Annotated in this window: 25 protein-coding genes and 1 tRNA gene; 15 read left to right on the forward strand and 11 right to left on the reverse strand. The window is 59.8% G+C overall.

The features are described 5' to 3' along the window. On the forward strand, positions 1–1,248 hold the full coding sequence (locus tag GA0061102_RS28285; RefSeq protein WP_092855422.1) for an FAD-dependent oxidoreductase: 1,248 nt from the start codon (positions 1–3) through the stop codon (positions 1,246–1,248). Here GA0061102_RS28285 and GA0061102_RS28290 read toward each other — a convergent pair whose 3' ends face one another. The 4 genes from GA0061102_RS28290 to GA0061102_RS28305 all read right to left on the reverse strand — a co-directional run bounded on the left by GA0061102_RS28290 (position 1,249) and on the right by GA0061102_RS28305 (position 5,029). Further along, the gene (locus tag GA0061102_RS28290; protein ID WP_092855424.1) at positions 1,249–2,463 is read right to left on the reverse strand and encodes an MFS transporter; all 1,215 of its coding nucleotides are present in this window, start codon (positions 2,461–2,463) and stop codon (positions 1,249–1,251) included. 52 nt (positions 2,464–2,515) lie between these two features. Beyond that, positions 2,516–3,133, reverse strand: a complete 618-nt coding sequence (locus GA0061102_RS28295; RefSeq protein WP_092855426.1) for a TetR/AcrR family transcriptional regulator — start codon at positions 3,131–3,133, stop codon at positions 2,516–2,518. A gap of 178 nt (positions 3,134–3,311) precedes the next feature. Continuing rightward, complete coding sequence (locus GA0061102_RS28300; protein WP_092855465.1) at positions 3,312–4,241, reverse strand: bifunctional helix-turn-helix transcriptional regulator/GNAT family N-acetyltransferase; 930 nt, start codon at positions 4,239–4,241, stop codon at positions 3,312–3,314. Positions 4,242–4,309: 68 nt separating this feature from the next. Next, positions 4,310–5,029, reverse strand: a complete 720-nt coding sequence (locus GA0061102_RS28305; RefSeq protein ID WP_092855428.1) for an aspartate/glutamate racemase family protein — start codon at positions 5,027–5,029, stop codon at positions 4,310–4,312. A 162-nt stretch (positions 5,030–5,191) separates the two neighbouring features. Here GA0061102_RS28305 and GA0061102_RS28310 point away from each other — a divergent pair, with 162 nt between their 5' ends. Together GA0061102_RS28310 and GA0061102_RS28315 are read left to right on the forward strand one after the other, a co-directional pair. Then, positions 5,192–5,656: an Lrp/AsnC family transcriptional regulator gene (locus tag GA0061102_RS28310; protein ID WP_092855430.1), complete on the forward strand. Its 465-nt coding sequence runs from the start codon at positions 5,192–5,194 to the stop codon at positions 5,654–5,656. 108 nt (positions 5,657–5,764) lie between these two features. Next, complete coding sequence (locus GA0061102_RS28315) at positions 5,765–7,027, forward strand: NAD(P)/FAD-dependent oxidoreductase (RefSeq protein ID WP_092855432.1); 1,263 nt, start codon at positions 5,765–5,767, stop codon at positions 7,025–7,027. A gap of 41 nt (positions 7,028–7,068) precedes the next feature. Here the strand turns inward: GA0061102_RS28315 and GA0061102_RS28320 are convergent, their stop codons facing one another. Continuing rightward, positions 7,069–8,112, reverse strand: a complete 1,044-nt coding sequence (locus GA0061102_RS28320; RefSeq protein ID WP_092855433.1) for an NAD(P)-dependent alcohol dehydrogenase — start codon at positions 8,110–8,112, stop codon at positions 7,069–7,071. Positions 8,113–8,312: 200 nt separating this feature from the next. Here GA0061102_RS28320 and GA0061102_RS28325 point away from each other — a divergent pair, with 200 nt between their 5' ends. After that, the gene (locus GA0061102_RS28325; RefSeq protein WP_092855435.1) at positions 8,313–9,221 is read left to right on the forward strand and encodes an AraC family transcriptional regulator; all 909 of its coding nucleotides are present in this window, start codon (positions 8,313–8,315) and stop codon (positions 9,219–9,221) included. A gap of 33 nt (positions 9,222–9,254) precedes the next feature. Here the strand turns inward: GA0061102_RS28325 and GA0061102_RS28330 are convergent, their stop codons facing one another. Beyond that, positions 9,255–9,752, reverse strand: coding sequence for a hypothetical protein (locus GA0061102_RS28330; RefSeq protein ID WP_092855437.1), 498 nt, complete (start codon positions 9,750–9,752; stop codon positions 9,255–9,257). A gap of 180 nt (positions 9,753–9,932) precedes the next feature. Here GA0061102_RS28330 and GA0061102_RS28335 point away from each other — a divergent pair, with 180 nt between their 5' ends. Beyond that, positions 9,933–10,583 (forward strand): TetR/AcrR family transcriptional regulator C-terminal domain-containing protein, encoded by a 651-nt coding sequence (locus tag GA0061102_RS28335; RefSeq protein WP_092855439.1) that lies wholly within the window; start codon positions 9,933–9,935, stop codon positions 10,581–10,583. Between the two features lie 44 nt (positions 10,584–10,627). Continuing rightward, positions 10,628–11,647, forward strand: coding sequence for a ketol-acid reductoisomerase (gene ilvC / locus GA0061102_RS28340; RefSeq protein ID WP_092855442.1), 1,020 nt, complete (start codon positions 10,628–10,630; stop codon positions 11,645–11,647). Between the two features lie 49 nt (positions 11,648–11,696). Here the strand turns inward: ilvC and GA0061102_RS28345 are convergent, their stop codons facing one another. From GA0061102_RS28345 to GA0061102_RS28355, 3 genes are read right to left on the reverse strand one after another with little or no spacing between them, the layout of a single operon-like run. Next, on the reverse strand, positions 11,697–12,287 hold the full coding sequence (locus tag GA0061102_RS28345) for a class I SAM-dependent methyltransferase (RefSeq protein WP_092855444.1): 591 nt from the start codon (positions 12,285–12,287) through the stop codon (positions 11,697–11,699). A 1-nt stretch (position 12,288) separates the two neighbouring features. After that, on the reverse strand, positions 12,289–12,669 hold the full coding sequence (locus GA0061102_RS28350) for a type II toxin-antitoxin system VapC family toxin (protein WP_092855446.1): 381 nt from the start codon (positions 12,667–12,669) through the stop codon (positions 12,289–12,291). Beyond that, positions 12,669–12,878: an AbrB/MazE/SpoVT family DNA-binding domain-containing protein gene (locus GA0061102_RS28355; protein WP_004115803.1), complete on the reverse strand. Its 210-nt coding sequence runs from the start codon at positions 12,876–12,878 to the stop codon at positions 12,669–12,671. The genes GA0061102_RS28350 and GA0061102_RS28355 overlap by 1 nt, the downstream gene beginning before the upstream one ends. 231 nt (positions 12,879–13,109) lie before the next feature. Here GA0061102_RS28355 and GA0061102_RS28360 point away from each other — a divergent pair, with 231 nt between their 5' ends. Then, positions 13,110–14,339 carry an aminotransferase-like domain-containing protein gene (locus GA0061102_RS28360; RefSeq protein ID WP_092855448.1) on the forward strand — a complete coding sequence of 410 codons (1,230 nt, stop codon included), beginning with the start codon at positions 13,110–13,112 and terminating at the stop codon, positions 14,337–14,339. Between the two features lie 159 nt (positions 14,340–14,498). Here the strand turns inward: GA0061102_RS28360 and GA0061102_RS28365 are convergent, their stop codons facing one another. Next, positions 14,499–15,557: an aldo/keto reductase gene (locus GA0061102_RS28365; RefSeq protein WP_092855450.1), complete on the reverse strand. Its 1,059-nt coding sequence runs from the start codon at positions 15,555–15,557 to the stop codon at positions 14,499–14,501. A 171-nt stretch (positions 15,558–15,728) separates the two neighbouring features. Here GA0061102_RS28365 and GA0061102_RS28370 point away from each other — a divergent pair, with 171 nt between their 5' ends. From GA0061102_RS28370 to GA0061102_RS28405, 8 genes are all read left to right on the forward strand, one after another. Further along, positions 15,729–16,709 carry an ABC transporter substrate-binding protein gene (locus GA0061102_RS28370; RefSeq protein ID WP_092855452.1) on the forward strand — a complete coding sequence of 327 codons (981 nt, stop codon included), beginning with the start codon at positions 15,729–15,731 and terminating at the stop codon, positions 16,707–16,709. Positions 16,710–16,726: 17 nt separating this feature from the next. Continuing rightward, the gene (locus GA0061102_RS28375; RefSeq protein ID WP_092855454.1) at positions 16,727–18,421 is read left to right on the forward strand and encodes an ABC transporter permease; all 1,695 of its coding nucleotides are present in this window, start codon (positions 16,727–16,729) and stop codon (positions 18,419–18,421) included. Continuing rightward, entirely contained in the window at positions 18,409–19,440 is a 1,032-nt protein-coding gene (locus GA0061102_RS28380; protein ID WP_092855456.1) for an ABC transporter ATP-binding protein, read from the forward strand. Before GA0061102_RS28375 ends, GA0061102_RS28380 begins: the two co-directional genes overlap by 13 nt. 78 nt (positions 19,441–19,518) lie before the next feature. Beyond that, entirely contained in the window at positions 19,519–20,514 is a 996-nt protein-coding gene (locus tag GA0061102_RS28385; protein WP_092855458.1) for an isopenicillin N synthase family dioxygenase, read from the forward strand. A gap of 50 nt (positions 20,515–20,564) precedes the next feature. Continuing rightward, on the forward strand, positions 20,565–21,680 hold the full coding sequence (locus tag GA0061102_RS28390; RefSeq protein ID WP_092855460.1) for an endonuclease/exonuclease/phosphatase family protein: 1,116 nt from the start codon (positions 20,565–20,567) through the stop codon (positions 21,678–21,680). After that, a complete protein-coding gene (locus GA0061102_RS28395; protein WP_092855462.1) occupies positions 21,677–22,414 on the forward strand; it encodes an NUDIX hydrolase in 738 nt (245 codons plus the stop codon). The genes GA0061102_RS28390 and GA0061102_RS28395 overlap by 4 nt, the downstream gene beginning before the upstream one ends. Before the next feature lie 68 nt (positions 22,415–22,482). Next, the gene (locus tag GA0061102_RS28400; protein WP_167668080.1) at positions 22,483–23,400 is read left to right on the forward strand and encodes a PhzF family phenazine biosynthesis protein; all 918 of its coding nucleotides are present in this window, start codon (positions 22,483–22,485) and stop codon (positions 23,398–23,400) included. A 124-nt stretch (positions 23,401–23,524) separates the two neighbouring features. Next, positions 23,525–23,600 (forward strand) — tRNA-Lys (locus tag GA0061102_RS28405). A 1,652-nt stretch (positions 23,601–25,252) separates the two neighbouring features. Here the strand turns inward: GA0061102_RS28405 and GA0061102_RS28410 are convergent. After that, positions 25,253–25,514: transposase (locus GA0061102_RS28410; RefSeq protein WP_208858713.1), on the reverse strand; the 262-nt coding region annotated here is incomplete at its 5' end.

A 25,514-nucleotide genomic window follows, 5' to 3' on the forward strand; every position in this document is an offset into this window, starting at 1 on the left:
GTGAAGCCTCTGAAGATCGCCATTGTCGGCGCCGGGCCTGCCGGCCTTGCCGCCTCTCTTTTTCTGACCCGCGCCGGTCACGCGACCGACATTATTGAACGCTTCGATAGCCCCGCGCCGGTCGGCTCTGCTTTGATGCTGCAGCCGACGGGGCTGACCGTGCTGGAATCGCTTGGGCTCGGCCCGGCGATCCATGCGGCCGGCAATCGGATCGACCGCTTGTTCGGCACGGAAGCCACCCGTGGCCGCATTGTCCTCGATGTGCGCTACAATGCGTTGCCGGGCGGTCGCTACGGGCTCGGCGTCCATCGCGCCGCACTGTTCGACACGCTTTATGATGAGGTCTCTGCGCGGAGACATCCGATTTACACAGGGCAGCGCGTTGTCGGCGTGATTGAGGAAGGTGGTGGCAGCTATCTTTCCGTCGAAGGCGGTGAGCGCCTCGGACCTTACGATCTTGTCATCGATGCCAGCGGCGCGCGTTCGGAGCTGGTGGCGGCGTCACCCGTCAAGCCGCGCGCGCGGAACCTCACCTACGGCGCCTTCTGGGCGACGCTCGATTGTCCCGACGGCCTGGTCGATCAAGCGTCGCTGACGCAGCGTTACGACAAGGCGAGCGTGATGATCGGCGTCTTGCCGATCGGCGGCAGAAAGCCGGATATGCCGAAACAGGCGGCATTGTTCTGGAGCCTGAAAGTCGCGGATGCCGATGAAGTGCGCAAGCGTGGACTCGACCGCTGGAAGGACACGATCCGCGGCTACTGGCCGGAATGCGAGCCGTTGCTGGAGCAAATTGGCGATTGGGAGCAGCTGACGTTGGCGCGCTACGCCCATCGCACGGTGATGGTGCCCTATAGCGGGCGGACGGTTTTTGTTGGCGACGCGGCCCACTCCACCAGCCCTCAGCTCGGGCAGGGCGCCAACATGGCCCTGCTCGATGTGGCGGCGTTGGCGCATGCGCTTGCGGAACATGACAAGCTGGAGGCCGCGCTTTCGGCCTATGCCAAAGCGCGGCGGATGCATGTGCGGTTGTTCCAGCTGTTGTCACTGGCATTCACGCCCTTTTACCAATCGGATTCGGCTGCATTGGCGTGGATTCGCGACCGACTGGTCGCCACTATCGCCAGGGTGCCGCCGGCGCCGCAAATCCTGGCGGGCATCGTTTCCGGCACGCTGGTCGATCCCTTCAATGGTGCGGGCTTGCAGGAATGTGACTGGCTGCGGCAGGCTGTGCCGCAGCCGTTCTGATCAGTTCTTGCGTTCTGTCAGGAAGGCGAGCAGAGCAATGACCGGGAAGGCGACGCCGATCCAGGACGCCATGTTCCACCCGCCGGTGGCATAGGCCCAGCCGCCGAGCGCCGAGCCGAGGGCGCCGCCGGCAAAGAAGGTCGCCATATAGAGCCCGTTGAGACGGCTGCGATGTTCGGCGCTGAGCGCGAAGATGGCGCGTTGACCAAGCACGAGATTGGTTTGGACGCCGAAATCGAGCATGATGCCTGACAGCGTCAGCATGATCAGTGCCAGCAACGATCCGCTACCGGAAAAATGGCCGATCAGGAAAGCGACGATCGCAATCACCAGAGCGAAGGTGGTGGCGAGCTTTGTCCAGCCGCGGTCCGCAACACGTCCGGCAATCGGCGAAGCGACGGCACCTGCCGCACCGGCGAGTGCGAAAAGGGCAATACCGTTTTGCGTCAGGCCGAAGGCAGGGCTTGCCAGCAGCAGCGGCGTTGTCGTCCAGAAGAGGCTGAAGGCGCCGAACATGCATGCCTGATACAGCGCACGCCGCTGCAGGACAGGGGTATGAAGCGCGAGATGCCCCATGGAGGACAGCAGCTGTCCATAGTGCAGCTTCGTGTGTGGCACGCGGGTCGGCAGGGCTGCGCGCAGGATGACGATCAGCGCGATCATGATGCCGGCCGAGATGATATAGACCGCATGCCAGGACAATAGCTCGGACAGAAAGCTTGCAGCAGGGCGGGCGAGCATGATGCCGCAGAGCAGGCCGCTCATGACGTTGCCGACGACGGCGCCGCGGCTGGCGTCAGGTGCCATATGGGCGGCAAAGGGCACGAGGACCTGCACCGCAACGGAGGCGAGGCCGATACAGAGCGAAGCGAGCAGGAACAGCGACGGCGACGAGGCGAAGGCCGCACCGACCAGTGCTACGGCTGAGAGCGCCACCAGCGTCAGGATGAGCCTGCGGTTTTCCAAAAGGTCGCCGAGCGGGACGATCAGCAACAGGCCGAGGCCGTAGCCGATCTGCGTCAACGTGACGATGAGGCCGGTGGCGGCGGGTGTGAAGCCGAGCGACTGGCTGATGGGGCCGGCCAGCGGCTGGCCATAATAGAGATTGGCAGCCACCAGCCCACAGGCGGCGGCAAACATAAAGGTCAGCAGTGGCGAAATGGTCTCTTCAGGGAGCGGTGTGCTCTCCCGTCTGGCGGCGGCATTTGCAGACATGTCTTGTCCTCGATGCGGGCAGGGAAGTTTGCCCGGAAAATTCCATGAAAAATCAATTCAGCAGTTTCATTGCCGCCTCCGCGGCGGCGAGCATGTGTTCAGTTTTACGGCCGGTTTTTCCGATGACGCGCATGCCCTTGGTGAGGGCAAGCAAGGCGCAAGCCGTGCTTTCTGGGTCGACATGCGTCGCCACGGATCCATCCGTCTGACCCAGGCGAATAAGTTCCAGGATGCGCCGCTCATCGAAATCGAAAGCCACGCCGACGCGGTTGGCGACCTCCTCGTCGAAAAGTGCAAGTTCGGTCGCGCTACCGACCACGAGACAACCTCTGCGGCCGATCTCGCCGCATGATGCCTCGGCAAAGAAGGTCACCAATATGCGCAGTTTTTCATGCGCATTTGGGGCCTTGGCAAGAACTTCGTCGATCAGTCGCTGCCGTACGCGGCGATAGCGATCGAAGGCGGCGAGAAATACGCCGCGCTTATCGCCGAAGGCCTTGTAGACGCTGCCGGCGGTCAGGCTCATCGCTTCGGTCAACTCGCTGATCGAGGCGGCATGATAGCCGCGCTCGGAAAAGACCCGCAGCGCTTCATCGAGCGCTGCGTTCATGTCGAATTCCCTGGGGCGACCGCGCAGCCTGGGCGCGATATCGATGGTGTCCGTCGTCATGCGACTCTTTTAGGAAATGATCGTTTCCAAATCAAGCGATTTTTGCGCCGCAACATAATCGTTGCCCGCTGCTGTCGGCGACGGGCGGTCTAGTGGCCGGTTTCGTTGCCGTTATTGATCGTTGATCGCCACCTGGATCGCGTCCTTGTCGCGCCCGTCTGTGCGCACGGATCTGCCCTTACAGATCAAGCTCCCATGTCTGGCCGTTCAATTCCGGGCCGAACATGCGGTGTTTTTCCTCGGCCACGAGCCTGAAGCCGGCCTTGATGTAGATAGCCCGCGCGGTATCGAGGATGTCGTTTGTCCAGAGCGAGAGCTTTGTATAGCCGGCCTTGCGGGAAAAGCGGATGCATTCGTCGACCAGCAGTTTGCCGAGGCCGAGACCGCGCGCCATCTTGTCGACATAGAGCAGCCGGAGCTTGGCGATGCCGTTGCCGCCGTCGGCGATCATGACGGAGCCGATGTTCAGGCCGCTGTGCTCGGCGATCCAGCATCGGTCCTTTTCCGGGTTGAAGTTGGCCAAGAATTTTCCGGCGACTTCGGCGGCAAGGGCCTCGAAACGATGATCCCAGCCGAGTTCCCCGCAGTAGAAGCGCGCCTGACTTTGCACGATCCAGCCGATGTCGCCATAGCGGTGATGACGGATGATGGCGGGTGGCGCCGAGCCGCGGTTTGCACCGAGCGTGTCCTGGATCGTCCGCATGGCTTCGACGATACGCTCGGGCTCGCCGATCGAAAGCCTGTCGAAGTATTCGGTGATCTGGGCGCGGGAGCGGCGGACGAATTCCTGGAGCTGGATCTGTCCCTTGTCGGTGAGGTTGATGGCCTGGCTGCGCGCGTCGTCGGGATCGGGCTTCGTTTCGAGCAAACCGTCCTCGCGGAAGCGTTTGACGATGCGGCTGAGATAAGCGGGGTCCAGATGCAGGTCACGCGTCAGCGCCGAGGCAGCAACATCGCCGCGCACGCCGACCTCGAACAGAACGCGCGCTTCCGTCAGCGTGTAGGGGCTATCCAGATAGGCCTTGTTCAGGACGCCGAGAAAGTTCGTATAGAAGCGATTGAAGTCGCGGACGGCATCAATGGTTGCGAATTCGGCATCAAGGGTCATGGACATCGCCTCCTCAGCTAAAGAGACGATGTCCATTATTTATTTGACTGAGTCAAGTAAACTAATGTCTATGCCGCGCGAGCGCCGCAAGCCTTTTCATCCGCAAGGGCGAAGTCGACAGCGGCTTCGGCATGGATCGTTGTCGTGTCGAATCCGGGCAGGATCAGAGCGTTCGGATCGAGGATGAGGCAGATCTCGGTGCAGCCGAGAATGACGCTGTCGGCGCCTTCGGACTTGGCGCGCTCGATGATGTCATGCAGCTTCCGGCGCGACTCGTCTTTGATGATGCCGGCGCAGAGTTCGCTGAAGATAATGTCGTGGGTCACGGTCCTGTCTTCGGGGCCGGGAACCATGATGGAGATGCCGTTCTGGGCCATGCGCTCGGCATAGAAGCCATGTTCCATCGTGTAGCGCGTGGCAAGCAGCAGCGGCTTTACCCGGCCTGCGGCCTTCAGCGCTGCTGCGGTTTCATCGATGATATGGATAAGCGGCACGGAAATACGCGAAGCGACTTCCGGCGCGATCAGATGCATCGTGTTGGTGCAGATGAGCACGCATTCGGCGCCTGCTGCCTGCAGGCGATGGGCTACACCGCCGAGGCGAGCAGCCGCGTCGTCCCAGCGTCCGGCCTTCTGCAGGGCGACGATTTCTTCGAAATTGACGGAGTACATCAGCACTTCGGCGGAGGAGAGGCCACCCAGGCGGTCGCGGACCATCTCGTTGATCTGGCGATAATAAACCGCCGAGCTCTCGAAACTCATGCCGCCGATGAGGCCTATGGTGCGCATACTGCTGTTCTCCGCTTCTTGTTCGTAGGTGGGGCAATAGTGCTGCGATTCATGCGCCTTATGTTTGCAATCTTTGTGAGATCGGCAACCAAATCTGCAATTATTTGCGCATAAATCGTATTTTGTGCAAAATAACGGCGCGATAATGAAAGGCTGCCGCACATGCTTGACGAACGTGACCGAAAGATTCTCGAAATTTTGCAGGCCGATGCCGGCACATCGGTGACGGAACTTGCCGATCGCGTGGCTCTATCGGTTTCTGCCTGCTCGCGCCGTATCCAGCGGCTGGAGGAAAGCGGCCATATCGCCCGGCGCATCGTCGTGCTCGATCGCGAGAAGATGGGGGTGCCGACCACCGTCTATGCGATGATCAAGACGGCGCATCACGCCGACGAGTGGATCGAGGCCTTCCGCAAGGCGATCGGCGATGTTCCGGAGATCGTCGAGGCGCATCGGCTCACAGGCAATTACGATTATATTCTGAAGATCGTGCTGCCGCGCGTCGAGCATTATGACGTCATCTACAAGCAGCTCGTGCGCAAGGTCGAGCTTTTCGATGTCTCAGCCTCGATCTCCATGGAGGAACTTAAAGGTGGCGCGGCCATTCCTGTCGGTTATGCGCAGTAGGTGCTTCTCAGTATCGTGGGTGCGCAGGGGTGCCATGCATAAAAGAGAGTTGCTGCCTACTCGTCTCAACCCTACGTTTTCAGCGAAACATAGCCATGAGGTGTTGCCATGCAGGATCATCGTGTTGTCGTTGTCGGGGGCGGTTTCGGCGGGGTGCAGGTCGTCAACGATCTGAAAGGCGCTCCCGTCCGCATAACGATGATCGACCGGCGCAATCACCACCTGTTTCAGCCGCTTCTCTATCAAGTCGCGACCACCTTGCTCGCCACGTCGGAGATCGCGTGGCCGATCCGCAATTTCTTCAGGGACAGGCCTGAGGTGACGACGTTGCTCGCCGAAGTCGTCGGTGTCGACAGCGAGGCGCATCAGGTACTTCTGAAGAACGGACAAAGGATCCCTTACGATACGCTGGTGCTGGCGACCGGCGCCACCCATGCCTATTTCGGCCATGACGAATGGGAGCCGGTAGCGCCGGGATTGAAGACGCTCGAGGATGCCACGACCATCCGCCGCCGCGTGCTGCTGGCCTTCGAGCAGGCGGAAATGGAAACGGACCCTGCTATCCGTGAGGCGCTCCTGACCTTCGTCATCGTCGGGGCAGGGCCGACGGGCGTCGAGCTGGCCGGCATCATCTCGGAATTGGCAAGGACGACATTGCCGAAGGAATTCCGCAATATCGATACAAGCAAGGCGAAGATCATTCTCGTCGAAGCCGGCCCGCGGGTGCTGGCTGCTTTCGCGGAGGATCTTTCCGACTATGCGCGCCGCGAGCTGGAATCGCATGGTGTCGCCCTGCGCTTCGGCAAGCCCGTGACTTCGTGCACCGCGCAGGGCGTGACGATTGGCGATGTTTTCGTGCCGTGCCGCACCATCGTCTGGGCAGCCGGCGTTGAAGCATCGCCGGCCGCAAAGTGGCTGGATATTCCGGCAGACCGTGCCGGCCGGGCCGTGGTCGACAAGGATCTGCGGGCGCCGGGCAAGGGGGATGTCTTCGTGATCGGGGATACCGCAGCCGTCATGCGCGATGACGGCAGTCCGGTGCCGGGAATCGCTCCGGCTGCCAAGCAGCAGGGAGCCTATGTCGCCAAGGTGATTAAGGCGAAGCTTGCCGGAAAACCGACCCCCGGTCCGTTCCATTATCGCCATCAAGGCAGTCTCGCGACGATCGGCAAGAGTGCCGCGATTATCGATTTCGGCTGGCTGAAGCTGAGGGGATGGCTCGCCTGGTGGGTGTGGGGTCTTGCCCACATCTACTTCCTGATCGGCGTACGCTGGCGCATCGCGGTCGCCTGGAGCTGGCTGTGGATCTATATCAGCCGGCAGCATAGCGCCCGGCTGATCACGCAAAAGGAAACCATGCGCGAGGAATAAGGAGAGGGCGGCGTCCGGATCGGACGCCGCCCCTTTTCTGGTTAGGCCAGCGAGGCGATATCGATGACGAAGCGGTAGCGCACGTCGCTCTTCAGCACGCGCTCATAGGCTTCGTTGACCTGATCGATATTGATCACCTCGATCTCCGAGGCAATGTTGTGCTTGCCGCAGAAATCGAGCATTTCCTGGGTTTCCTTGATCGAGCCGATCATCGAGCCGGAGAGGCTGCGGCGGCCGGGGATCAGCGAGAAGGCATGGACCGGGACCGGATGCTCAGGCGCGCCGACCACGACCATGCTGCCGTCGACCTTCAACAGGCCGAGATAGGCGTTCCAGTCGAGAGCGATACCAACCGTCATGATGAGGAGGTCGAAGGTGCCGGCGAGTGTCGTGAAGGTCTCGGCGTCGCTGGTCGCGTAGTAATGGTCAGCGCCGAGACGCAGACCGTCTTCCTTTTTGGAAAGCGACTGGCTGAGAACGGTGACATCAGCGCCCATCGCATGGGCGATCTTGACGCCCATATGGCCGAGGCCGCCCATGCCGACGATCGCGACCTTCTTGCCGGGACCGGCTTTCCAGTGGTGCAGCGGCGAGTAAAGCGTGATGCCGGCGCAGAGCAGCGGAGCCGCAGCGTCGAGCGGAATATTTTCGGGGATGGAGAGGACGTAGCCTTCCTTGACAACGATCGAATCCGAATAGCCGCCATAAGTCGGCGTTGTGCCATCGGCTTCGAAGTCGTTGTAGGTCTGGACCACGCCCGGCATGTAGTGTTCCAGATCGAGGTCGCGGGTGGCACACGTCGTGCACGAATTGACGAAGCAGCCGACGCCGACGCGGTCGCCGACCTTGAATTTGGTTACATTCGAGCCGATGGCGCTAACGATGCCGGCGATCTCATGACCCGGTACCATCGGATATTTTGCATTGCCCCATTCGTTGCGGGCCTGGTGAATGTCGGAATGGCAGATGCCGGAGAACTTGATCTCGATGACGACGTCGTCCTCATTCGGCTCGCGGCGTTCGAAGGTGAAGGGGGTGAGCGGCTTCGACGCGTCGGTCGCGGCATAACCCTTTGCGATAGGCATGGGAGATTTCCTTGTTCTTCGGAGGAGGTGGGAGTGGAATTGGGATGGCCGACTATGCAATGGGAGCGGGCCGGAGCGTTAGAGCGATCCTGCAAGCTTTATGTACGATCCTGCGAATCTAAATGCGCGGCGGGTCTTTCGCGATCGAACGACGTTACCTAGATAGGTTTCGATATCTACTCGAAAACAGTTGGTTGCGAATGACACTGCCTTTCAATCCCAATCGGGAACTCGCATCCATCGTTGCACGTTTCGCCACGGGAGACGGGGAACACCGCACGCCGATAGACAGTCTTCATCTCTATCGGCAGTCGGCCGCGACGGTGTGGCAACATGGGGCTTATCGGCCCTGCTTTGCAATCGTGGTTCAGGGTCGCAAGAGCCTGACGATCGGTGCTGAAACCTACAATTACGGTGTCGGCGAATATATTTTGACCGCCCTCGACCTGCCCGTATCGACGCAGGTGACCAATGTCGGCAGTGACGCGCCTTATCTTTGCTTCGGCATGGCGCTCGATAGCGAGCGGCTGAAGGAGCTGTTGTCGCGTGTCAGCATTCCGCGTCAGGCACTGACAGCCGAGCCCGTGCGTGGGATCGCGATCAATGCGGCGTCGCCGGAACTGCTCGATGCTTCGCTGCGGCTGCTCAGATTACTTGATCGGCCAGAAGATATTCCGGCCATGGCTCCATTGATCGAGCAGGAGATCCTTTATCGTCTGCTGACAGGCCCGAACGGTCCTAGACTGCTGCAGGTCGCCATGGCGGAAAGCCAGAGCAATAGGGTTGCGCGTGCCGTCGCCTGGCTTCGCGGCAACTATACGCAGCCGCTGCGCATCGAAGAGCTGGCCGAGCGCGTTGGGATGAGCGTTTCCTCGTTGCATCACCATTTCAAGACCGTTACCGCTCTGTCGCCGATGCAATATCAGAAGCAGCTTCGGCTGCATGAAGCGCGGCGGCTGATGATCGTTGAGCAGCTCGATGTCGGTTCGGCCGGTCATCGCGTTGGGTATCAGAGCCCTTCGCAATTCAGCCGGGAGTACAGTCGCCTCTACGGCCTGCCGCCGCTGAAGGACGTCGAGGCCATGCGTAGTGCCGCGGCAGCCGAATAGGTTTCCGTCTTTATTCGTGGCGCCAGGCTCTGATCAGCTGGTCGGAGCATCGCAGTCATCGCCGTTCCAGGTGTAGCTGGGATCGACATCCTGTGGTCCCCACAGGCCTTCGAAATGACGGTAGTCGGACCTGAATCGGATCGTCAGTAACCCCATTCCATATCTGTCGAACCAACGCAGTGTTCGTACGCCGCCTTGGCTCGCCCCGATTTCCGACAAGGTACCGGTTGTGGTGTTGCCGTCATCATCGAAGCGATAGGTCCCGGAGATATGGCCTCGCCTGTCGACTTGCAGGGACGTTTCGACATCCACCAGATCACCGCTGGAAAGAAGCTTGCCGCAATAGTGTCCGGCGGGCTTACTGAGCTGCTTTGCCGTTAAATGAGCTGACGCGGGCAGCGGGATCAGGCCGATCGCAAGGCAGATCCCGACAATGCGCTCAAGCGTCCGTCGCTCGCCTTTGCCGGTTTGGCTGTGGGCCGGGGTTTGGGCGAGCGATGCCTCGCGATTATGGTCGAATGCGGCTTTCATCAAAGAATCTCGAACAGAAACCTATACGTCGGCAAGGCTTATCCGGCGCGCATTCCGCATGGCAACCACTCTCCATCTTTTTAGCGCAGTGCAGCAACGAATTCCGCTTGACGCCCGTTGCAGCGTGCTGCATAACGCCTCACGAACCGTACCGTACGGTACGCATTTGGGAGTAGCATCGTGCTGAGCGAAGTAGGACAGTCGAGCGAGTTTTCGCCGCGCCAGAACGCCGTTCTGGAGCAGGCGTTGCGTCTGCTCGTCGACGGCGGCGAAAAGGCGCTGACGACTTCGGGTGTCGCGCGCGCTGCCAATTGCTCCAAGGAAAGCCTTTACAAGTGGTTCGGCGACCGCGACGGTCTGCTATCGGCGATGATCGCCTATCAGGCGAGCAAGGTGCGCACCTTCGAGCGCAACGGTGAGCGGCTGACGGTATCGAGCCTGCATGACCATCTTGTCGTCTTTGCCCGAGATCTGCTGGAAGTTCTGGCGGGCGACGTCTCGCTCGCGCTGAACCGTCTGGCGATCGGCCAGTCAAACCGCGACGGCTCCAAGCTCGGCAAGCTCTTGCTGGAGCGCGGCCGCCGGCAGATCGACCGCCGTGCCAGCGGCCTGATCGATGCCGGCAAGCGGGCAGGGTTGCTGCGCTTCATGGATGCCGACGAGGCATATCACACGTTTTACGGGCTCATCGTTTCCGATCTGCATGTGCGCATGCTGCTCGGTGAACCCGGTTTGAAGGATTCCAGCCGTCAGGCGGAGAAGGCTGTAACGGCTTTCCTCAAGCTTTACGGCACGGAAAAGGTTTTGGCGGAAGCAGCGGCGACCGTCTGAGCAAATCTAAGTTTACACCAGACAAGCAAAGGGAAGGACAAACAATGCGCGTCTATTACGATCGTGATGCCGATCTCAACCTCATCAAGTCGAAGAAGGTCGCCGTTATCGGCTACGGTTCTCAGGGCCGCGCTCATGCGCTCAACCTGAAGGACAGCGGCGCACAGAACGTTGCGATCGCGCTCAAGGCCGGCTCGCCGACTGTCAAGAAGGCAGAAGCCGATGGCTTCAAGGTCATGACGGTTGCCGAAGCAGCTGCCTGGGCCGACCTGATGATGATGGCGACCCCGGACGAACTCCAGGCCGACATCTACAAGGCCGATATCGCTCCGAACATCCGCGACGGTGCTGCCATCGCTTTTGCTCACGGCCTCAACGTTCACTTCGGCCTCATCGAGCCGAAGGCTTCGGTCGACGTTGTCATGATCGCCCCGAAGGGCCCGGGCCACACGGTTCGCGGCGAATACCAGAAGGGCGGCGGCGTTCCCTGCCTCGTTGCCGTTCACCAGAACGCTTCCGGCAATGCGCTTGAACTCGCTCTCTCCTATGCCTGCGGCGTTGGCGGCGGCCGTTCGGGCATCATCGAAACCAACTTCCGCGAAGAGTGCGAAACCGACCTCTTCGGCGAACAGGTCGTTCTCTGCGGCGGTCTCGTCGAGTTGATCCGCGCTGGCTTCGAAACCCTGGTCGAAGCCGGTTACGCTCCGGAAATGGCCTATTTCGAGTGCCTGCACGAAGTGAAGCTCATCGTCGACCTGATCTATGAAGGCGGCATCGCCAACATGAACTACTCGATCTCGAACACCGCAGAGTGGGGCGAATACGTCACCGGTCCGCGCATCATCACCGAAGAAACCAAGGCTGAGATGAAGCGCGTCCTCAAGGACATCCAGACCGGCAAGTTCACCTCGGACTGGATGCAGGAATATCGTTCCGGCGCTGCCCGCTTCAAGGGCATCCGCCGCCTGAACGACAGCCACCAGATCGAAGAAGTCGGCGCCAAGCTGCGCGGCATGATGCCCTGGATCGGCAAGAACAAGCTGGTCGACAAGGCCGTCAACTAAGCTTTCGGCACTGCCGGAATAGAGGGCCGGGGCGAAAGCTCCGGCCTTTCTATTTTTTGGCTGAGACGTAGAGCCATTTCGTCGGCTTGCCGTCAAAGCCCCCGCCGTCAGCTTCGGTCATGGCGATGTCTTTCCATCCGCCTTCGCTGAGGAGAGCCATCAGCCATTCGGCCGAGGGATAATTATAGTAGCGGCCGAGGGTATCGTGCCCTTCCGCATCTCCGGCCTTGAAACTGCCATGGAAGATGCCGCCGTCCTTCAACGCCCGTAGAATCCGATCGAAGACATTTGGGAGGTTGGAGCGAGGTACATGAAGGAGGCTAGCCTCCGCCCATATGCCGTCAAAAGCAGCGCCGGTGTCCAGCGTCTCGAACCTCATGATCCGGACGGGTCTACCGATCAGGGCCTCCGCCTGTTTGGCAAGCTCGGTAGAGCCATCGGTCGGGGTCACGTCGAAGCCGCGCGAGATCATATATGCCGCATCCTGTCCTGCGCCGCAGCCAAGTTCGAGAATGGAGGCACCTGCTGGAAGAGCAGCCAGGAATTCATCAAGCCGGTTTTGCGGCAGGTTGCGTTCGCGTGCAGCGTAGATGATGGCGTTTTCGTCGTAAAAGGAAGAGGTGGGATTGTCGCTTGTCATGTCAATCTATTGCCTTCGGGTGATAGATTACGCTTTCCAGCCCGTTGAAATGTGCATCGCAGGTCAGAACGTCAGCCTCGTGCTGAAGGGCGGTCGCATAGATGATCGCATCGGCAGTGGCAAGCTTGTGTTGCACGGAGATCTCAGCGGCGCGGCGAGCGATTGTTGTGTCCAACGATATGACGTTGCATAGCATCGTATAGGCAATGAAGTTGTTCAGGGCGTCTTCGCCTTGTTCTCGAAGAAGCCATTTGGAAAGTTCAAGCTGAACTATCGTCGGAACGATGCAGTTTTCGGGTTCGGGAATTTGATCGGACAGTTGCCGTCCGACAGTGCTATCAAGAATCCACTCGATCCACGCGGAACTATCGACGACGCGCATTAAAAGCGGTCGTCCCGATCGCGGTAGTTCTCTGGATTTGCGCCACGCGCCATCCCCCTGAGATCTTCCAACGTCGGAACAGGCATAAGGAGCACGCCTTTGCCTTTTGGAATGAAGACGAATTCCTGGCCCGCGCTCCAGTGTTGTTGATCGCGCACTTCTTTTGGAATCGATATCTGAAATTTCGATGAGAGGGTTGCGGTCGCCATTCTTACGTTTTTCCTATCGATTGACAGAATGTAAGAATAACACTTCGGCAGTTGGGTGTATAGGTCTTTCGAGAGGGGTTCAAATCGACGTGCATGTTGCTTGAACGACGTCCTTCTGCTGAGCAATCCCTTTTCCTTGTCACCCTCACAAACAAATTAGGTCAGCAATGTTGACTTATCTTTTGTTGCGTGATTTTGTGCTGGAAAGACCAAAAATTACGAGGAAGCCCCATGTTGAATTGGGAAAATATCTTTGCGACGCGCTCGAGCCGTATGCGCGCCTCTGAAATCCGCGAATTGCTGAAGCTGCTGGAGCGGCCTGATATCATCTCGTTTGCCGGTGGCATTCCCGATCCTGCATTGTTTCCGGATGCGGAGTTCAAGCAGGCCTATGCCGATATCTTTTCAGGCCCGACGGTGAATGCAGCGCTGCAATATTCGGTCAGCGAGGGCTACAAGCCGCTGCGCGAATGGCTGGTTGGACAGATGGCGGCGCTCGGCATCCCCTGCGAGCTTGAAAACGTCTTCATCGTTTCCGGTTCGCAGCAGGGTCTCGATTATCTCGGCAAGCTCTTTCTGTCACCGAAGGATACCGCGCTGGTTACGGCGCCGACCTATCTCGGCGCGCTGCAGGCTTTCAACGCCTATGAGCCTACCTATGATCAACTGACGCCGAATGGCAACCGCACGCCGGATTCTTATAGCGCCGCTGCCACGAAGGCTGGCGGGCGGGTGAAGTTTGCCTATCTCTCGGCAGATTTCGCCAACCCGACGGGCGAGACCGTCGATCTGGCCGGCCGCGAAAAGCTGCTCGATCTTGCCGAGGAACTGGATATCGCCGTCATCGAAGATGCCGCCTATCAGTCGCTGCGCTATGACGGCGAGCCGGTCGCGCCGATCCTAGCGCTGGAAATCGCGCGCAAGGGCAATATCAACGACACGCGCACGATCTATTGCGGCAGCTTTTCCAAGACCTTGGCGCCGGGACTTCGTGTCGGCTTCGTCGTTGCCAATGCGCCCGTCATTCGCAAACTGGTGCTGATGAAGCAGGCGGCGGATCTCCATTCCTCGACCATCAACCAGATCGCCATCCATCAGGTTGCCGAACGCGGTTTTGATGCGCAGGTTGCCAAGGTTCGCAAGACCTACAGCCACCGTCGCGACTGTATGCTGGCGGCGCTCGCCAAATACATGCCGGACGGCGTAAGCTGGACGAAACCTCAGGGTGGCATGTTCGTGTGGATCACCCTGCCGAAGGGCATGGATGGGGCGAAGCTGCTGGCACGGTCTCTGGAAACGGCGAAGGTTGCCTTCGTTCCCGGTCAGGCCTTCTTTGCCGACGGCACCGGCGCAAACACATTCCGTGTCAGCTTCTCCTGCGCCAATGACGAGATGATCGAAGAGGGCATCTCACGGCTCGGCAAGTTGATTGCCAGAGAGATCGGGGCGTTGGCGGCCTGATTTACCTTCTCCCCGGCGGGGAGAAGGATGCGCTCCTGAGCTTGTCGAAGGGGCGCTGGTTGAGGGGGCGTTGCACCGTTGTGGTGGACACTGAAAGTGCCACGCCACCCCCTCATCCGCCCTTTGGGCACCTTCTCCCCGAGGGGGAGAAGGAGTTTCTTACTTTGCCAGATGCGGGCCGATCAGCGAAAGGTCGGCCTCGCTCAACCGGTCGCTGGCGGTGTTGCCCTGGTGCCAATAGGGGTACATCAGCGGCGATAGGCTGACATCGTCAAGACGCTTGCGCTCCTCGTCCGTCAGCTTCAGTTCGGCACTGGCGAGATTGTCCTTGAACTGGGCTTTGGTGCGGCCGCCGATGATGACCGAGGTCACGCCCTTACGGCCGATAAGCCAGGCGAGCGCAACTTGGGCTGCCGAGACGTCGCGGCCGTCGGCGATCTCCACCAGCGTATCGACGATATTCCACAGCCGGTTTTCGTCGCGGATCGGCGGTTCCGTCCAGCCGGCGAACTGGCGCGTGCCTTCCGGCGTTGCCTGATTGCGGCGATGCTTGCCAGACAGCAGGCCGCCGGCAATCGGGCTCCAGACGAGGATGCCGAGGCCCTGGTCGATGCTAACAGGCACCAGTTCGTTCTCGGCGTCGCGGGCTTCCAGCGTGTAGTGAATCTGCTGGCTGACGAAGCGTTCGCGCCTGTCGCGCTCGCTGACGCCGAGTGCCTTCATGATGTGCCAGCCGGAAAAGTTCGAGCAGCCGATGTAGCGGACCTTGCCCTGGCGAACCAAGGTGTCGAGCGCTTCCATCGTCTCTTCGAGCGGGGTCTGCCCGTCCCACTCATGCAGCTGATAGAGGTCGATCACGTCGGTCTTCATGCGCTTCAGGCTGGCTTCGCACGCCTGGATGAGATGCTGGCGGGAAGATCCGGTATCGTTCACTCCGGGACCCATCGAGAAGCGAGCCTTAGTGGCGATGAGCACGCCGTTCTTGCGCGGGCCGCCGATGATCTCGCCGAGGATTTCCTCTGAGGCACCTTGCGAATAGACGTCGGCGGTATCGAGCAGGTTGACGCCGGCATCCACGCACATGTCCACCAGCTTCTTCGCTTCCTTGATGCCGAGATCGCCAACGGTCTTGGCCCAGCCGACTCCGCCGAAGGTCATGGTGCCCATGGTGATGGTGGAAACTTTGAGGCCGGAGCGGCCAAGCAGGCGATATTCCATAGATCTGTCCTCCTCGATCCCATCTGAAATACGTGCGTCAGAAAATAGCGCGAAGCGGCGATGGTCAAGATTCAATCATCATACGAACGACAATCTATTCAAATTCAACTGTCACAATCATGTTAAGCCGCGCGTCTAGACAACCTTCTACAACCCAGCCGAGGACGTTTCATGAAGACCTTTGTTTCCGCTTTTGCCGGCCTCTTGGCCATCGCTCTTTTCTCCGGTGCTGCCAACGCCGCCGATCTCGTCCTCTACACCAGTCAGCCGAATGCCGATGCGCAGGCGACCGTCGATGGCTTCATGGCTGCCAATCCCGGCATCAAGGTCGATTGGGTTCGCGATGGCACGCCGCAGATCATCGCCAAGCTGCAGGCGGAAATGCAGGCCGGCGCGCCTGCTGCCGACGTTCTGCTGATCGCCGATACGGTGACCCTCGAGCGCCTGAAAGAAGCCGGCAAGCTCCTGGCCTACAAGTCGCCGGAAGCCGCGAATTACGATGCGTCGCTCTATGACGCCGATGGCTATTACTATTCCACCAAGCTGATCACCACCGGCATCGTCTATAATACTGCCGCGTCGCTGAAGCCGGCAAGCTGGCAGGATCTGGTGAAGCCGGAAGCCAAGGGCCTCGTCGCAATGCCGAGCCCGCTTGCTTCGGGCGCTGCTCTCATTCACGCACAGACGCTCGCCGGCGTCAGCAGCCTCGGCTGGGACTACTACAAGAACCTTGCCGAGAACGGCGCGATCGCTTCGGGCGGCAATGGCGCCGTGCTCAAGGCCGTCGCATCCGGCGAGAAGGCCTATGGCATGATCGTCGACTACATGCCGATCCGCGAAAAGGCCAAGGGCGCTCCGCTGGAATTCGTCTTCCCGAAGGAAGGCGTTTCGGCCGTCACCGAGCCGGTCGGCATTCTCGCCAGTACGCAGCACGCCGATGCCGCCAAGAAGTTCGTCGATTACGTCCTGTCCGAAAAGGGCCAGGAAGGCTTCCTGAAGCTTGGCTATATCCCGGCCCGCAACGGCACGCCGCTGCCGGAAGGTTTTCCGGCACGTGACAGCATCAAGCTTTTGCCGTTGAATGCCGCCGATGCTCTCAAGAATACGGATCAGGACCTGAAGACCTTCTCCACCTACTTCAAGTCGAAGTAATCCGGCCCGGATTTTAGATGTACGGATATGTGCGTAGGGGAAACAGCCAGCCGGCCTGGCTGTTTCCTTTTGTTGTCGCCGTCGTGCTGCTGCTCAGCGTCCTGCCGCTGGCGCGGCTGGCGTTTGTCGGTATCGAGGCGCTGCTCAAGGGCGGCACCTATGAACTCATCAGCGACCCTGCGCTCTGGCGCTCGGCCTGGTATACGATGGAGACGGCCGTGCTTGGCACCATCGTTTCTGTTGTTCTTGGTTGCCTCTTTGCATTCCTGCTGACTCTGACCGATCTTTCGGGCAGGGGGCTCCTCGGCTTCCTCTTTGTGCTGCCGATGATGATCCCGCCGCAGGTGACGGCACTCGCCTGGGTGCAGATGTCCGGACCATCGAGCCCGTTGCTGAAAGCGCTGCATATCGCGCCGCCGCTCGGCTCGCCGCAGCCGCTCTATTCGGTCGGCGGTATTGCGCTTCTCTATGGCGTCCAGCATGCGCCGCTGGTCTATCTGGCTCTGCGTGCCGGTTTGATGGCGCTGCCGCGCGATGGCGTCGAGGCCGCGAGGCTCTCGGGCGCATCCGGACTGCGTGTCTTCCGCGATATCATCCTGCCCTTGTCACTGCCCGGTATCATCGCCGGGGCTGCAATTGCCTTCGTCTCCTCTATCGGCAATTTCGGCATTCCCGCGATCCTCGGCATCCCCGCCTCGATCTATACGCTGTCGACCTTGATCTTCACGAAATTCTCCAATTTCGGCCCGCGGACATTCGGCGATATTGCCGTGTTGTCGGCGATGATCGCCGTTATTGCGGTTGCAGGGCTTGCGGTACAGGGCAGGGCCTTGAAGGGGCGCGACTATCGCGTCATCGGCATTTCCGGTGCAGCGGCTGCCTTTTCGCTTGGCCGATGGCGCTATCTTGCGATGCCGATGCTTTGCGCCATCCTGTTCGTCATGCTCGTCGCGCCGTTTCTGGCGCTGGTCGCTGGCGCGCTGGTGCCGACCTATGGCGTGCCGCTGACTTTGAAGACAGCATCGCTTAACGCGTTCACGGAGATCCTGTTTCGGCAAACGGTCACACGAACCGCCTTTTCCAATTCGCTGTTCCTGGCGGGCATGACATCACTCGGTCTCCTGCTGGTGACAGTGCTTGCGGCCTATGCGCTGACGCGGCGCAAGGACATGCTGAGCCGCATCGTCAGCGGCATGATCGAGATCCCCTATGCGCTTCCGGGCATCATCATCGCCGTCTGCTTCATTCTGGTGTTTGCTGCACCTCTGCCGATCCTCAATGTCACGCTTTACGGGACGATCTGGATCATCCTGCTTGCCTATTTCTCCGCCTATTTCGCCGTCAGCCTGAAGCCGGTCATGAGCGCCTTCCTGCAGCTCGATCCGGCGCTGGAGGAGGCCGCGCGTCTCTCGGGCGCCGGGTTCTTCCGTCGTCTTACAGACATCATCGTGCCGCTGATTGCGCCGGCGGCCGGTGCCTCGGTGATCCTCGTCTTCCTCATCGCCTGCAACGAGTTGACCGTTTCGGCTTTGCTCTGGTCGGCCGGCACGCAGACGCTCGGCGTCATCATCTACAATCTCGACGATGGCGGCAGCGCCGATCTTGCCTCCGCCATGTCGGTCATCGTCATCGCCATGGTCGTTGTCATGATGGTGCTTCTGGAAATCATAGCCAGGCGCCTGCCGAAGGGAGTTGTGCCTTGGCGAAGCTGATCCTCAATCACATCAGCAAGGATTTCGGCACAGGCGGACGCGCTGCCGTGAATGCCTTGTCGCTCGACGTGCGTGAGGGGGGCTTCCTGGCACTGCTTGGTCCCTCCGGCTGCGGCAAGACGACGGTTCTCAGGATGATCGCCGGCTTCGAGCAGCCGACCGATGGCTCCATCCATCTCGGCGAGCGATTGTTGGCGGATGCGGGGAACATGCTGCCGCCAGAGCGGCGCAACATGGCGATGGTGTTCCAGTCCTACGCGCTCTGGCCGCACATGAACGTGACAGACAATGTCGGCTATCCGCTGAAGGTGCGCGGCATTTCCGGCGAACGCTACCGCGAAAAGGTGCGCGAGGCGTTGGCGACCGTGCGTTTGGCCGACTATTCGGAGCGTCGGCCCGCCGACCTCTCCGGCGGCCAGCGCCAGCGCGTGGCGCTAGCGCGCTGCCTGGTGACATCGCCCGATGTCGTGCTGCTCGACGAGCCGCTCGCCAACCTCGACCGTCATCTGAAGAAGGAGATGGAGGAAACTTTCCGGGAGTTCCATCAGCGCTCGGGTGCCACCATGATCTACGTGACGCATGATCAGAGCGAGGCGATGGCGCTCGCCACCGATGTCGCCGTCATGTCCGAGGGGCGGCTGTTGCAGGTGGCGCCGCCGGCGGAAATCTATGCGCGCCCAGAAGGCAAGATGGTCGGTGGCCTTGTCGGGCAGGGTGCCATTCTGTCGCTTGGCTTCCCTGATGGCGGAACACGCCGCATCGATTGGCGGTCCTTCCGAGGCCTGTGGGGCAACCGTGCGGGCGGCTCGGAGAGTGCAGATATCCTCGTGCGCCCGGAGGACGTGGTTGCCGATGCGGAAGGTATTTCCTGCCGGGTCGATTCCGTTCTCTATGAGGGCGAGCGTTATGCGGTGAGGTTGTCGATGCCGGACGGACAGGTGCTGCGCGCCTATAGCCGCGAGCCAGTCACGGCGGGCGACGATTATCCGGTCGCCATCCGCTCGGCATGGCGGCTTTGATCGAGCAAGGGGACAAGATGGTTGTTCCCCGCCGCCGCCTATGCTTGATTTGCTCGACGTCACGAATGGGAGTCGCGCATGTCCGATCATAGCTTTCCGATTTTCGATCTCGGTGCCTTCGAAGCGGCCGATCATGACGAGAAAAAGCGGCTCGGCGCGGAGGTGGATCGGATATGCCGCTCGACCGGCTTTCTGGCAATTGCCAATCACGGCGTCGCCGATGCCGTTATCGGCCAGGTTTGGAAGAAGACGCAGACATTCTTCGACCTGCCGGCCGAGGTGAAGCAGCAAGCCAAAACGCTCTATCCCGCTTATCCCTACGGCTATCTCGGGCCGGGAACCGAAGCACTGGCGAAATCGCGCAATGTCGATACGCCGCCGGATCTGAAGGAAAGCTTCAATGGCGGCCCGCTTTCCGTTCCCGAAGGCATGGGCGATCCGGAAGCGCTCGGCTTCTGCTATGCCGCCACCATCTGGCCGGAAGGACCCGAAGGGTTCGTTGAGGCATGGAAGGCCTATTACGGGGCGATGGAGGATCTGGCGGCGCGCATCATGCGCGTGTTTGCAACGGCGCTTGGTCTCGATGAGCACTTCTTCGATTCCTATGTCGATGCGCCGATCAGCGCACTGAGGGCGCTGAATTATCCGGAGCAGCATGTGCCGCCGCAGCCGGGCCAGCTTCGCGCCGGGGCGCACACCGATTACGGCAGCCTGACCATCCTGTTGCCACAGCCCGGTTCGAAAGGGCTCGAAATCATTGCCCCGGACGGGAACTGGACGCCGGTGCCGCCGGTCGACGGGGCCTTCGTCATCAACATCGGCGACCTGATGGCGCTGTGGACCAATGATCGCTGGGTTTCGACCGTCCACCGCGTCGTCAATCCGCCGCCGGAAGAGGGTGGCATGCAGCGCCGGCAATCCCTTGCTTTCTTCCATCAGCCGAACTGGTTTGCCGAGATCGCCTGCCTGCCCTCATGTCTGACGCCGGGTAAAGAGCCGAAATATGCTCCGGTTCTTTCCGGTCCGTATCTGATGGGCAAGTTCAAATCGACCGTTACCGCCAAGGCCGGCTGATGCGAGTATAGTAAGCCGGCTCACACTCTTCTTGCAAACTGGAATGCTTCATGTCCCTGCGCCTTGCGACATTCAATGTCGAAAACCTTCTGACCCGTTTCGATTACACCGGTTTTCGCAATCAGCTGCGTCAGGATCGCGTGCTGCAGCTCTTCGATGTTCGCAACGAGGAGGTCTATCAGCAACTGGAAGCGGCGCGCGTGGTCGCCGCGACCGATGACACCAGGCAGATGACGGCGCTGGCGATTGCGGATGCGGATGCCGACATCATCTGCTTGCAGGAAGTCGACAACATGGCGGCGCTGCAGGCCTTCGAATATGGCTATCTCTACCGCATGGTCGGCAATGGCTATCGCCAGAAATATTTGATCGAGGGTAATGACAGCCGCGGCATCGATGTCGCCGTGATGATGCGCGAGGAAACGCGCGATGGCCAGCCGATCGTGCTCAACGACATCAAAAGTCACGCCATGGTGACCTACGGCGATTTCGGCCTTTTCAACGATGAACTCGCTGAGCTCGGCCTTCATGCGGAAGACAAAATCTTCAAGCGCGATTGCCTGGAACTGCATCTTCATATTGGCGGTGTGCCGTTCTCGCTCTATGTGGTTCATCTGAAATCGATGGGGCCGGCGCGCGAAGGCGTGGATGGGCGTCATGCGACCATGCCGATCCGCCGCGCAGAGACCTTGGCCGTTCGCCGCATCATGGAAGATCGTTTCGGCGCAGGTCATACGGCGACGAAGAATTTTGCCATCTGCGGCGACATGAACGACTATCAGGAGTGGATCGACGTCATTGGCACGCGCCGCACCGGCTATCGTTTCGAGCCGCGCATGGAAGAAAAGGAGAGCGCGCTCGATGTTTTCAGCCATGATGGCTTTGCTGAAAATATCGTGAGCCGCCGGGAAGAGCTCGACCGTTGGACGCTCTATCACGCCCGCGGACCGCAGGAGCAGCGGCTCTGCCAGCTCGACTATATCTGGCTGTCACCGGCTCTGGCGCGCGCCAATGCAACGCGCGCGCCCGACATTGTCCGTTCGGGTCAGCCTTTTCGAACAATATTTCCACCGGGGCAGGAGGTGGAGCGCTATCCGCGCGTCGGCTGGGACAGGCCAAAAGCCTCCGACCATTGCCCCGTCGTCATGACATTGGACCTGATATGACCATTTCAGAACAGAACGACTTGGCCGGCTGGCCGCCGGAAGGCAGTGTTTTTCCCGTTTCGCGGATGGATCTTGCCGTGTTGCCCGGCGAACATCCTTTCCATCAGCACGAGTTGGAAGCGGTGCGAGAGAATTGGGCAAAGGAAGTTGCCGCCAATCCGTCGCTTTATGATGGTCGTATGGTGTTCCAGCATCGAGTGTCGATCAGCGATGGCGTGGTGAGGGCAGAAGCCTATCTGGCGCCATTTTCCACCTTTCTCTGGTGGCGCAAGCAAAGAGCGGCGGGTGGCTTTCACCTCTTTGCCTTTGCTGTGGCGATTTCCTCCGATGGAGCGCTGATCGCAATCCGCATGGCGCCGCATACGGCCAATCCTGGCCAGGTCTATTGCGCCGCCGGATCGATGGATGAAAGCGACGTCGTGGACGGGTATTGCGATGTCGAGGGCAATATGCGCCGCGAGGTTTTGGAGGAGACCGGCCTCGATCTCAACGATGCGGTCGTCGAGCCTGGCTATTACGGCACGCATGTGAACCGTTCGGTCACTCTTTTTCGCGTTTTTCACTTCCCCTGGACAGCTGAGGATATGCTGCGCAGGATCGAAGAGCATATGCTGGTTTCCGAAGAAGACGAGGTCGATGGAGCGGTCGCCATTCGCTCGGCCGATCCGGCGGCGCATCACTACAGCGTGGCGATGCTGCCTATCCTCGCCTGGTTCTTCGGAAGAGGGAAATAGCTTGGGCTTGCGCTGGAGTCGCTTGCCGTTATGAATAATCAAATGTGGAAGCGTGAATGGAGGCGGGATTGGCGCGCAGCTACAGTGTCTATGATGTGTTCACCGACAGCAAGCTGGCGGGCAATCCTCTAGCGATCATCTTCGATGCCGAGGGCTTGAGCGACGAGGCGATGCAGGCGATCGCCAGGGAGATGAATCTCTCTGAGACGGTGTTCGTGCTGCCGCCGCAGAATCAGGCGCACACTGCCAGCCTGCGCATATTCACGCCCGGCCGCGAACTGCCCTTTGCCGGGCATCCAACCGTCGGCACGGCGATCGCGCTTGCGGAGAAGACCCATGCCAGCCATGGCGGCGATCTCGATCTCGTTTGCGTGCTGGACGAGCGGGTCGGGCCGGTGCGCTGCGCGATCAAACTTAGGCAGAGCAAGGCGAGCTTTGCCGAATTCGATCTGCCGAGAAAATCGCAACAGATCCCGCTGCCGCTCGACAGGGCCGATATTGCCAATGCGCTCAGCCTGAAGATCACAGAGATCGGTTTCGAGAATCACGTCCCCTCCATCTGGAGCGCCGGTGTGCCGTTCCTTCTCGTGCCTGTGCACGATGTCGGCGCTGCCGAGCGGCTGGAATTCGATCTGCAGCTTTGGGAAAAGACGGTTCCCTTCGTCGACGGCGCGCTTGCCTCCGCCTTCATCTATTGTCGCGGCGGCATCAATCATGTCGCCAAGTTCCATGCTCGCATGTTCCCTGTGGGGATGGGTATTGTCGAGGATCCAGCGACGGGTGCGGCGGTGGCGGCGCTCTCCGGAGCGATCAATCAATTCGACGGACTGCCGGATGGACATCATCCCGTGATTATCGAGCAGGGAATCGAGATGGGACGCCCCTCGCTGATTCATCTTCATCTCGATGTCGACGGCGGCCAGATCGCCAATGCCCGCATTGGCGGCCAAGCCGTGCGTGTTGCCTCCGGAATTCTTGAGCTTTGATTTTAAAGGCTTTTCGGCGGCCTCCGAAATTTTTTTGAGAAATAATCAAAGAAAATTCGTTTGGCCGCTGGACAATCAAACCGATCCTATTTATATGCCCGGTCACGCCGCCAGCAAGCGGTACGGGTGATTAGCTCAGTTGGTAGAGCAGCTGACTCTTAATCAGCGGGTCGTAGGTTCGAGCCCTACATCACCCACCATCTTTTCAAGCACTTAGCTGAAATTTGACGCTGATTGACGCCGACGGCTTGGGCGCGGTTTCCAAGTCATGTGCGCTCTTTTTCAGCATTATCGGCATTCCGGCTATTTTAATCCTAGCAGGGATCATCTTCTTCTTCCGAAGGCGATGAGCGAGCAAGGCTCGGGTGCCGCTTGCGTTACGGCCCAGGCGTAGCGTCTCGATCCGTCTCTCCGGTCGGATTGCGTTTGGAGTACTCTGTCCCCCGCATCGATCTCAGGCAAATAAGACCCACAGGCGAGGGCGCCTCGGCATCAACGGAGATGCAGCAGGAACATCGTCGGCGCGGCCAGGAATATTGCGAAGAGGAGCAGAGAGATCCCGTATTTCAGTTTTCGTATTCGTCGTGTTTTGCTGCCGTCCCAGTCGTATCCCATGAATATATCTCCTTTTGTCCAGCGTTTTGCCGACAAGGAAAATTCTCTCAAGGATCGTTTGCGCGAGGCTTGCGAAGGAAATACGTGGGATTCGTGAAGAGAGGGGCGTTATTTCATGCGATGATACATGGCAGTAAAAGCCAATTCATTAGAGGCTGGATAATCTACTTGCGACGCGATGCCTCGCAATGGCTCTTGGATGGGCACGCTCCATGATAGAGGCTGCGCGCTCGCCTGCTGAGGGTTTTCGGGCGTCACCCTGTCAGTCCCAGTTAGCCGGGCTGCATCGAGCTTATGGTATTGCGGGAATCCGATCTTTCCGCGCCGGCGTTTGCAGCAAAGCGAATTCATCTATAGCGAAAGGCTGCAAGCTTCGAAGCCGGCGCTGTTCCCGAACCTCTTTTCGACCTTGAAATCATCCTTCCGCTGGCTCAGGCGCGGCAAGAGCGTAACGCTGCTGGGGCCAGCCTCTACATTTTCAATGCCCGAATTCCCAACGATCACGTCCGCCGCGCGAAGTGCGGGGGCGTCCTTGCTTGCGAATTTGCCAGGCGATGAGCGAAATGTGCTGCTTAGTCTCGCTCAAATGCGGCTGGCGGCGAGCGCGGGGAGTTCGCCGCGAAAACTCTCGCCTATGTGCGCGATGCCTATCTGGGGAAAAGACGAGATGACTGGACGAGCCACCAGCAGGAGGCGAAGGAAGCTGCGGCTTACCTTCATCATCAGGTAATGGCGCAGCTGCAATCGACCTAGGCGCGTTCCAAATCTTCACGCCGGCAATTCGATCGCCTGAGCCTTTCATGCAAAGACACGAGGCGCTTCCATTCAGGACGCGATCGCGTGACGGCAAGCTGCATCGCCTTCAGGCGGGCGCGCCTAGTGCTTTTTATGCCCGCCTTCCAACACGCTAAATACAAAGATGGCGGCCAGAAGCAGCATCAACGTATAGTCGAAGGGGGTGAGCAGGCGAAGCAGTTCCATGATGTTTCTCCTCCCGAGAGAAAACGGATCAGAACAATCATTAGTGTGTTCTTTTATTCGTTGTATGCCAAGTTTTTTACATTCTGCGGTGCAAAACAATGTTGTGCGCGGCACAATTAAATACTTGTTTCCTAAGCTTTATCGGCCCCGTTTCGGGGCGTGGATTCCGAGGCGCTTGAGTTTCGCGATCGTGTCCATGTAGGTGGTGTAGCTACCGGCTGCTTGCCGTGCTTTCCGCCCCAGGTCGGAGCGATTATCAGCGCGCCACAGCAGGCAAGCTGATTTGGGGATCATCGCTCATTTGAGCCATGGTCTCAAGGGTCAGGTATCTCCCTCGCTGGACGGTCCACTCGTCGTTCGCCTCCATGAGCAGTGCGCCGACGAGACGGATGATGGCTTCATCGTTCGGAAAGATACCGACAACCTCGGTGCGGCGTTTGATCTCGCCGTTGAGACGTTCGATTGGATTCGTCGAGTGCAACTTCGCCCGGTGCTCTTTGGGAAAGGTCATGTAGGCG

Source organism: Martinezella miluonensis (assembly GCF_900094545.1).
In the GTDB taxonomy this organism is placed as follows: domain Bacteria; phylum Pseudomonadota; class Alphaproteobacteria; order Rhizobiales; family Rhizobiaceae; genus Rhizobium; species Rhizobium miluonense.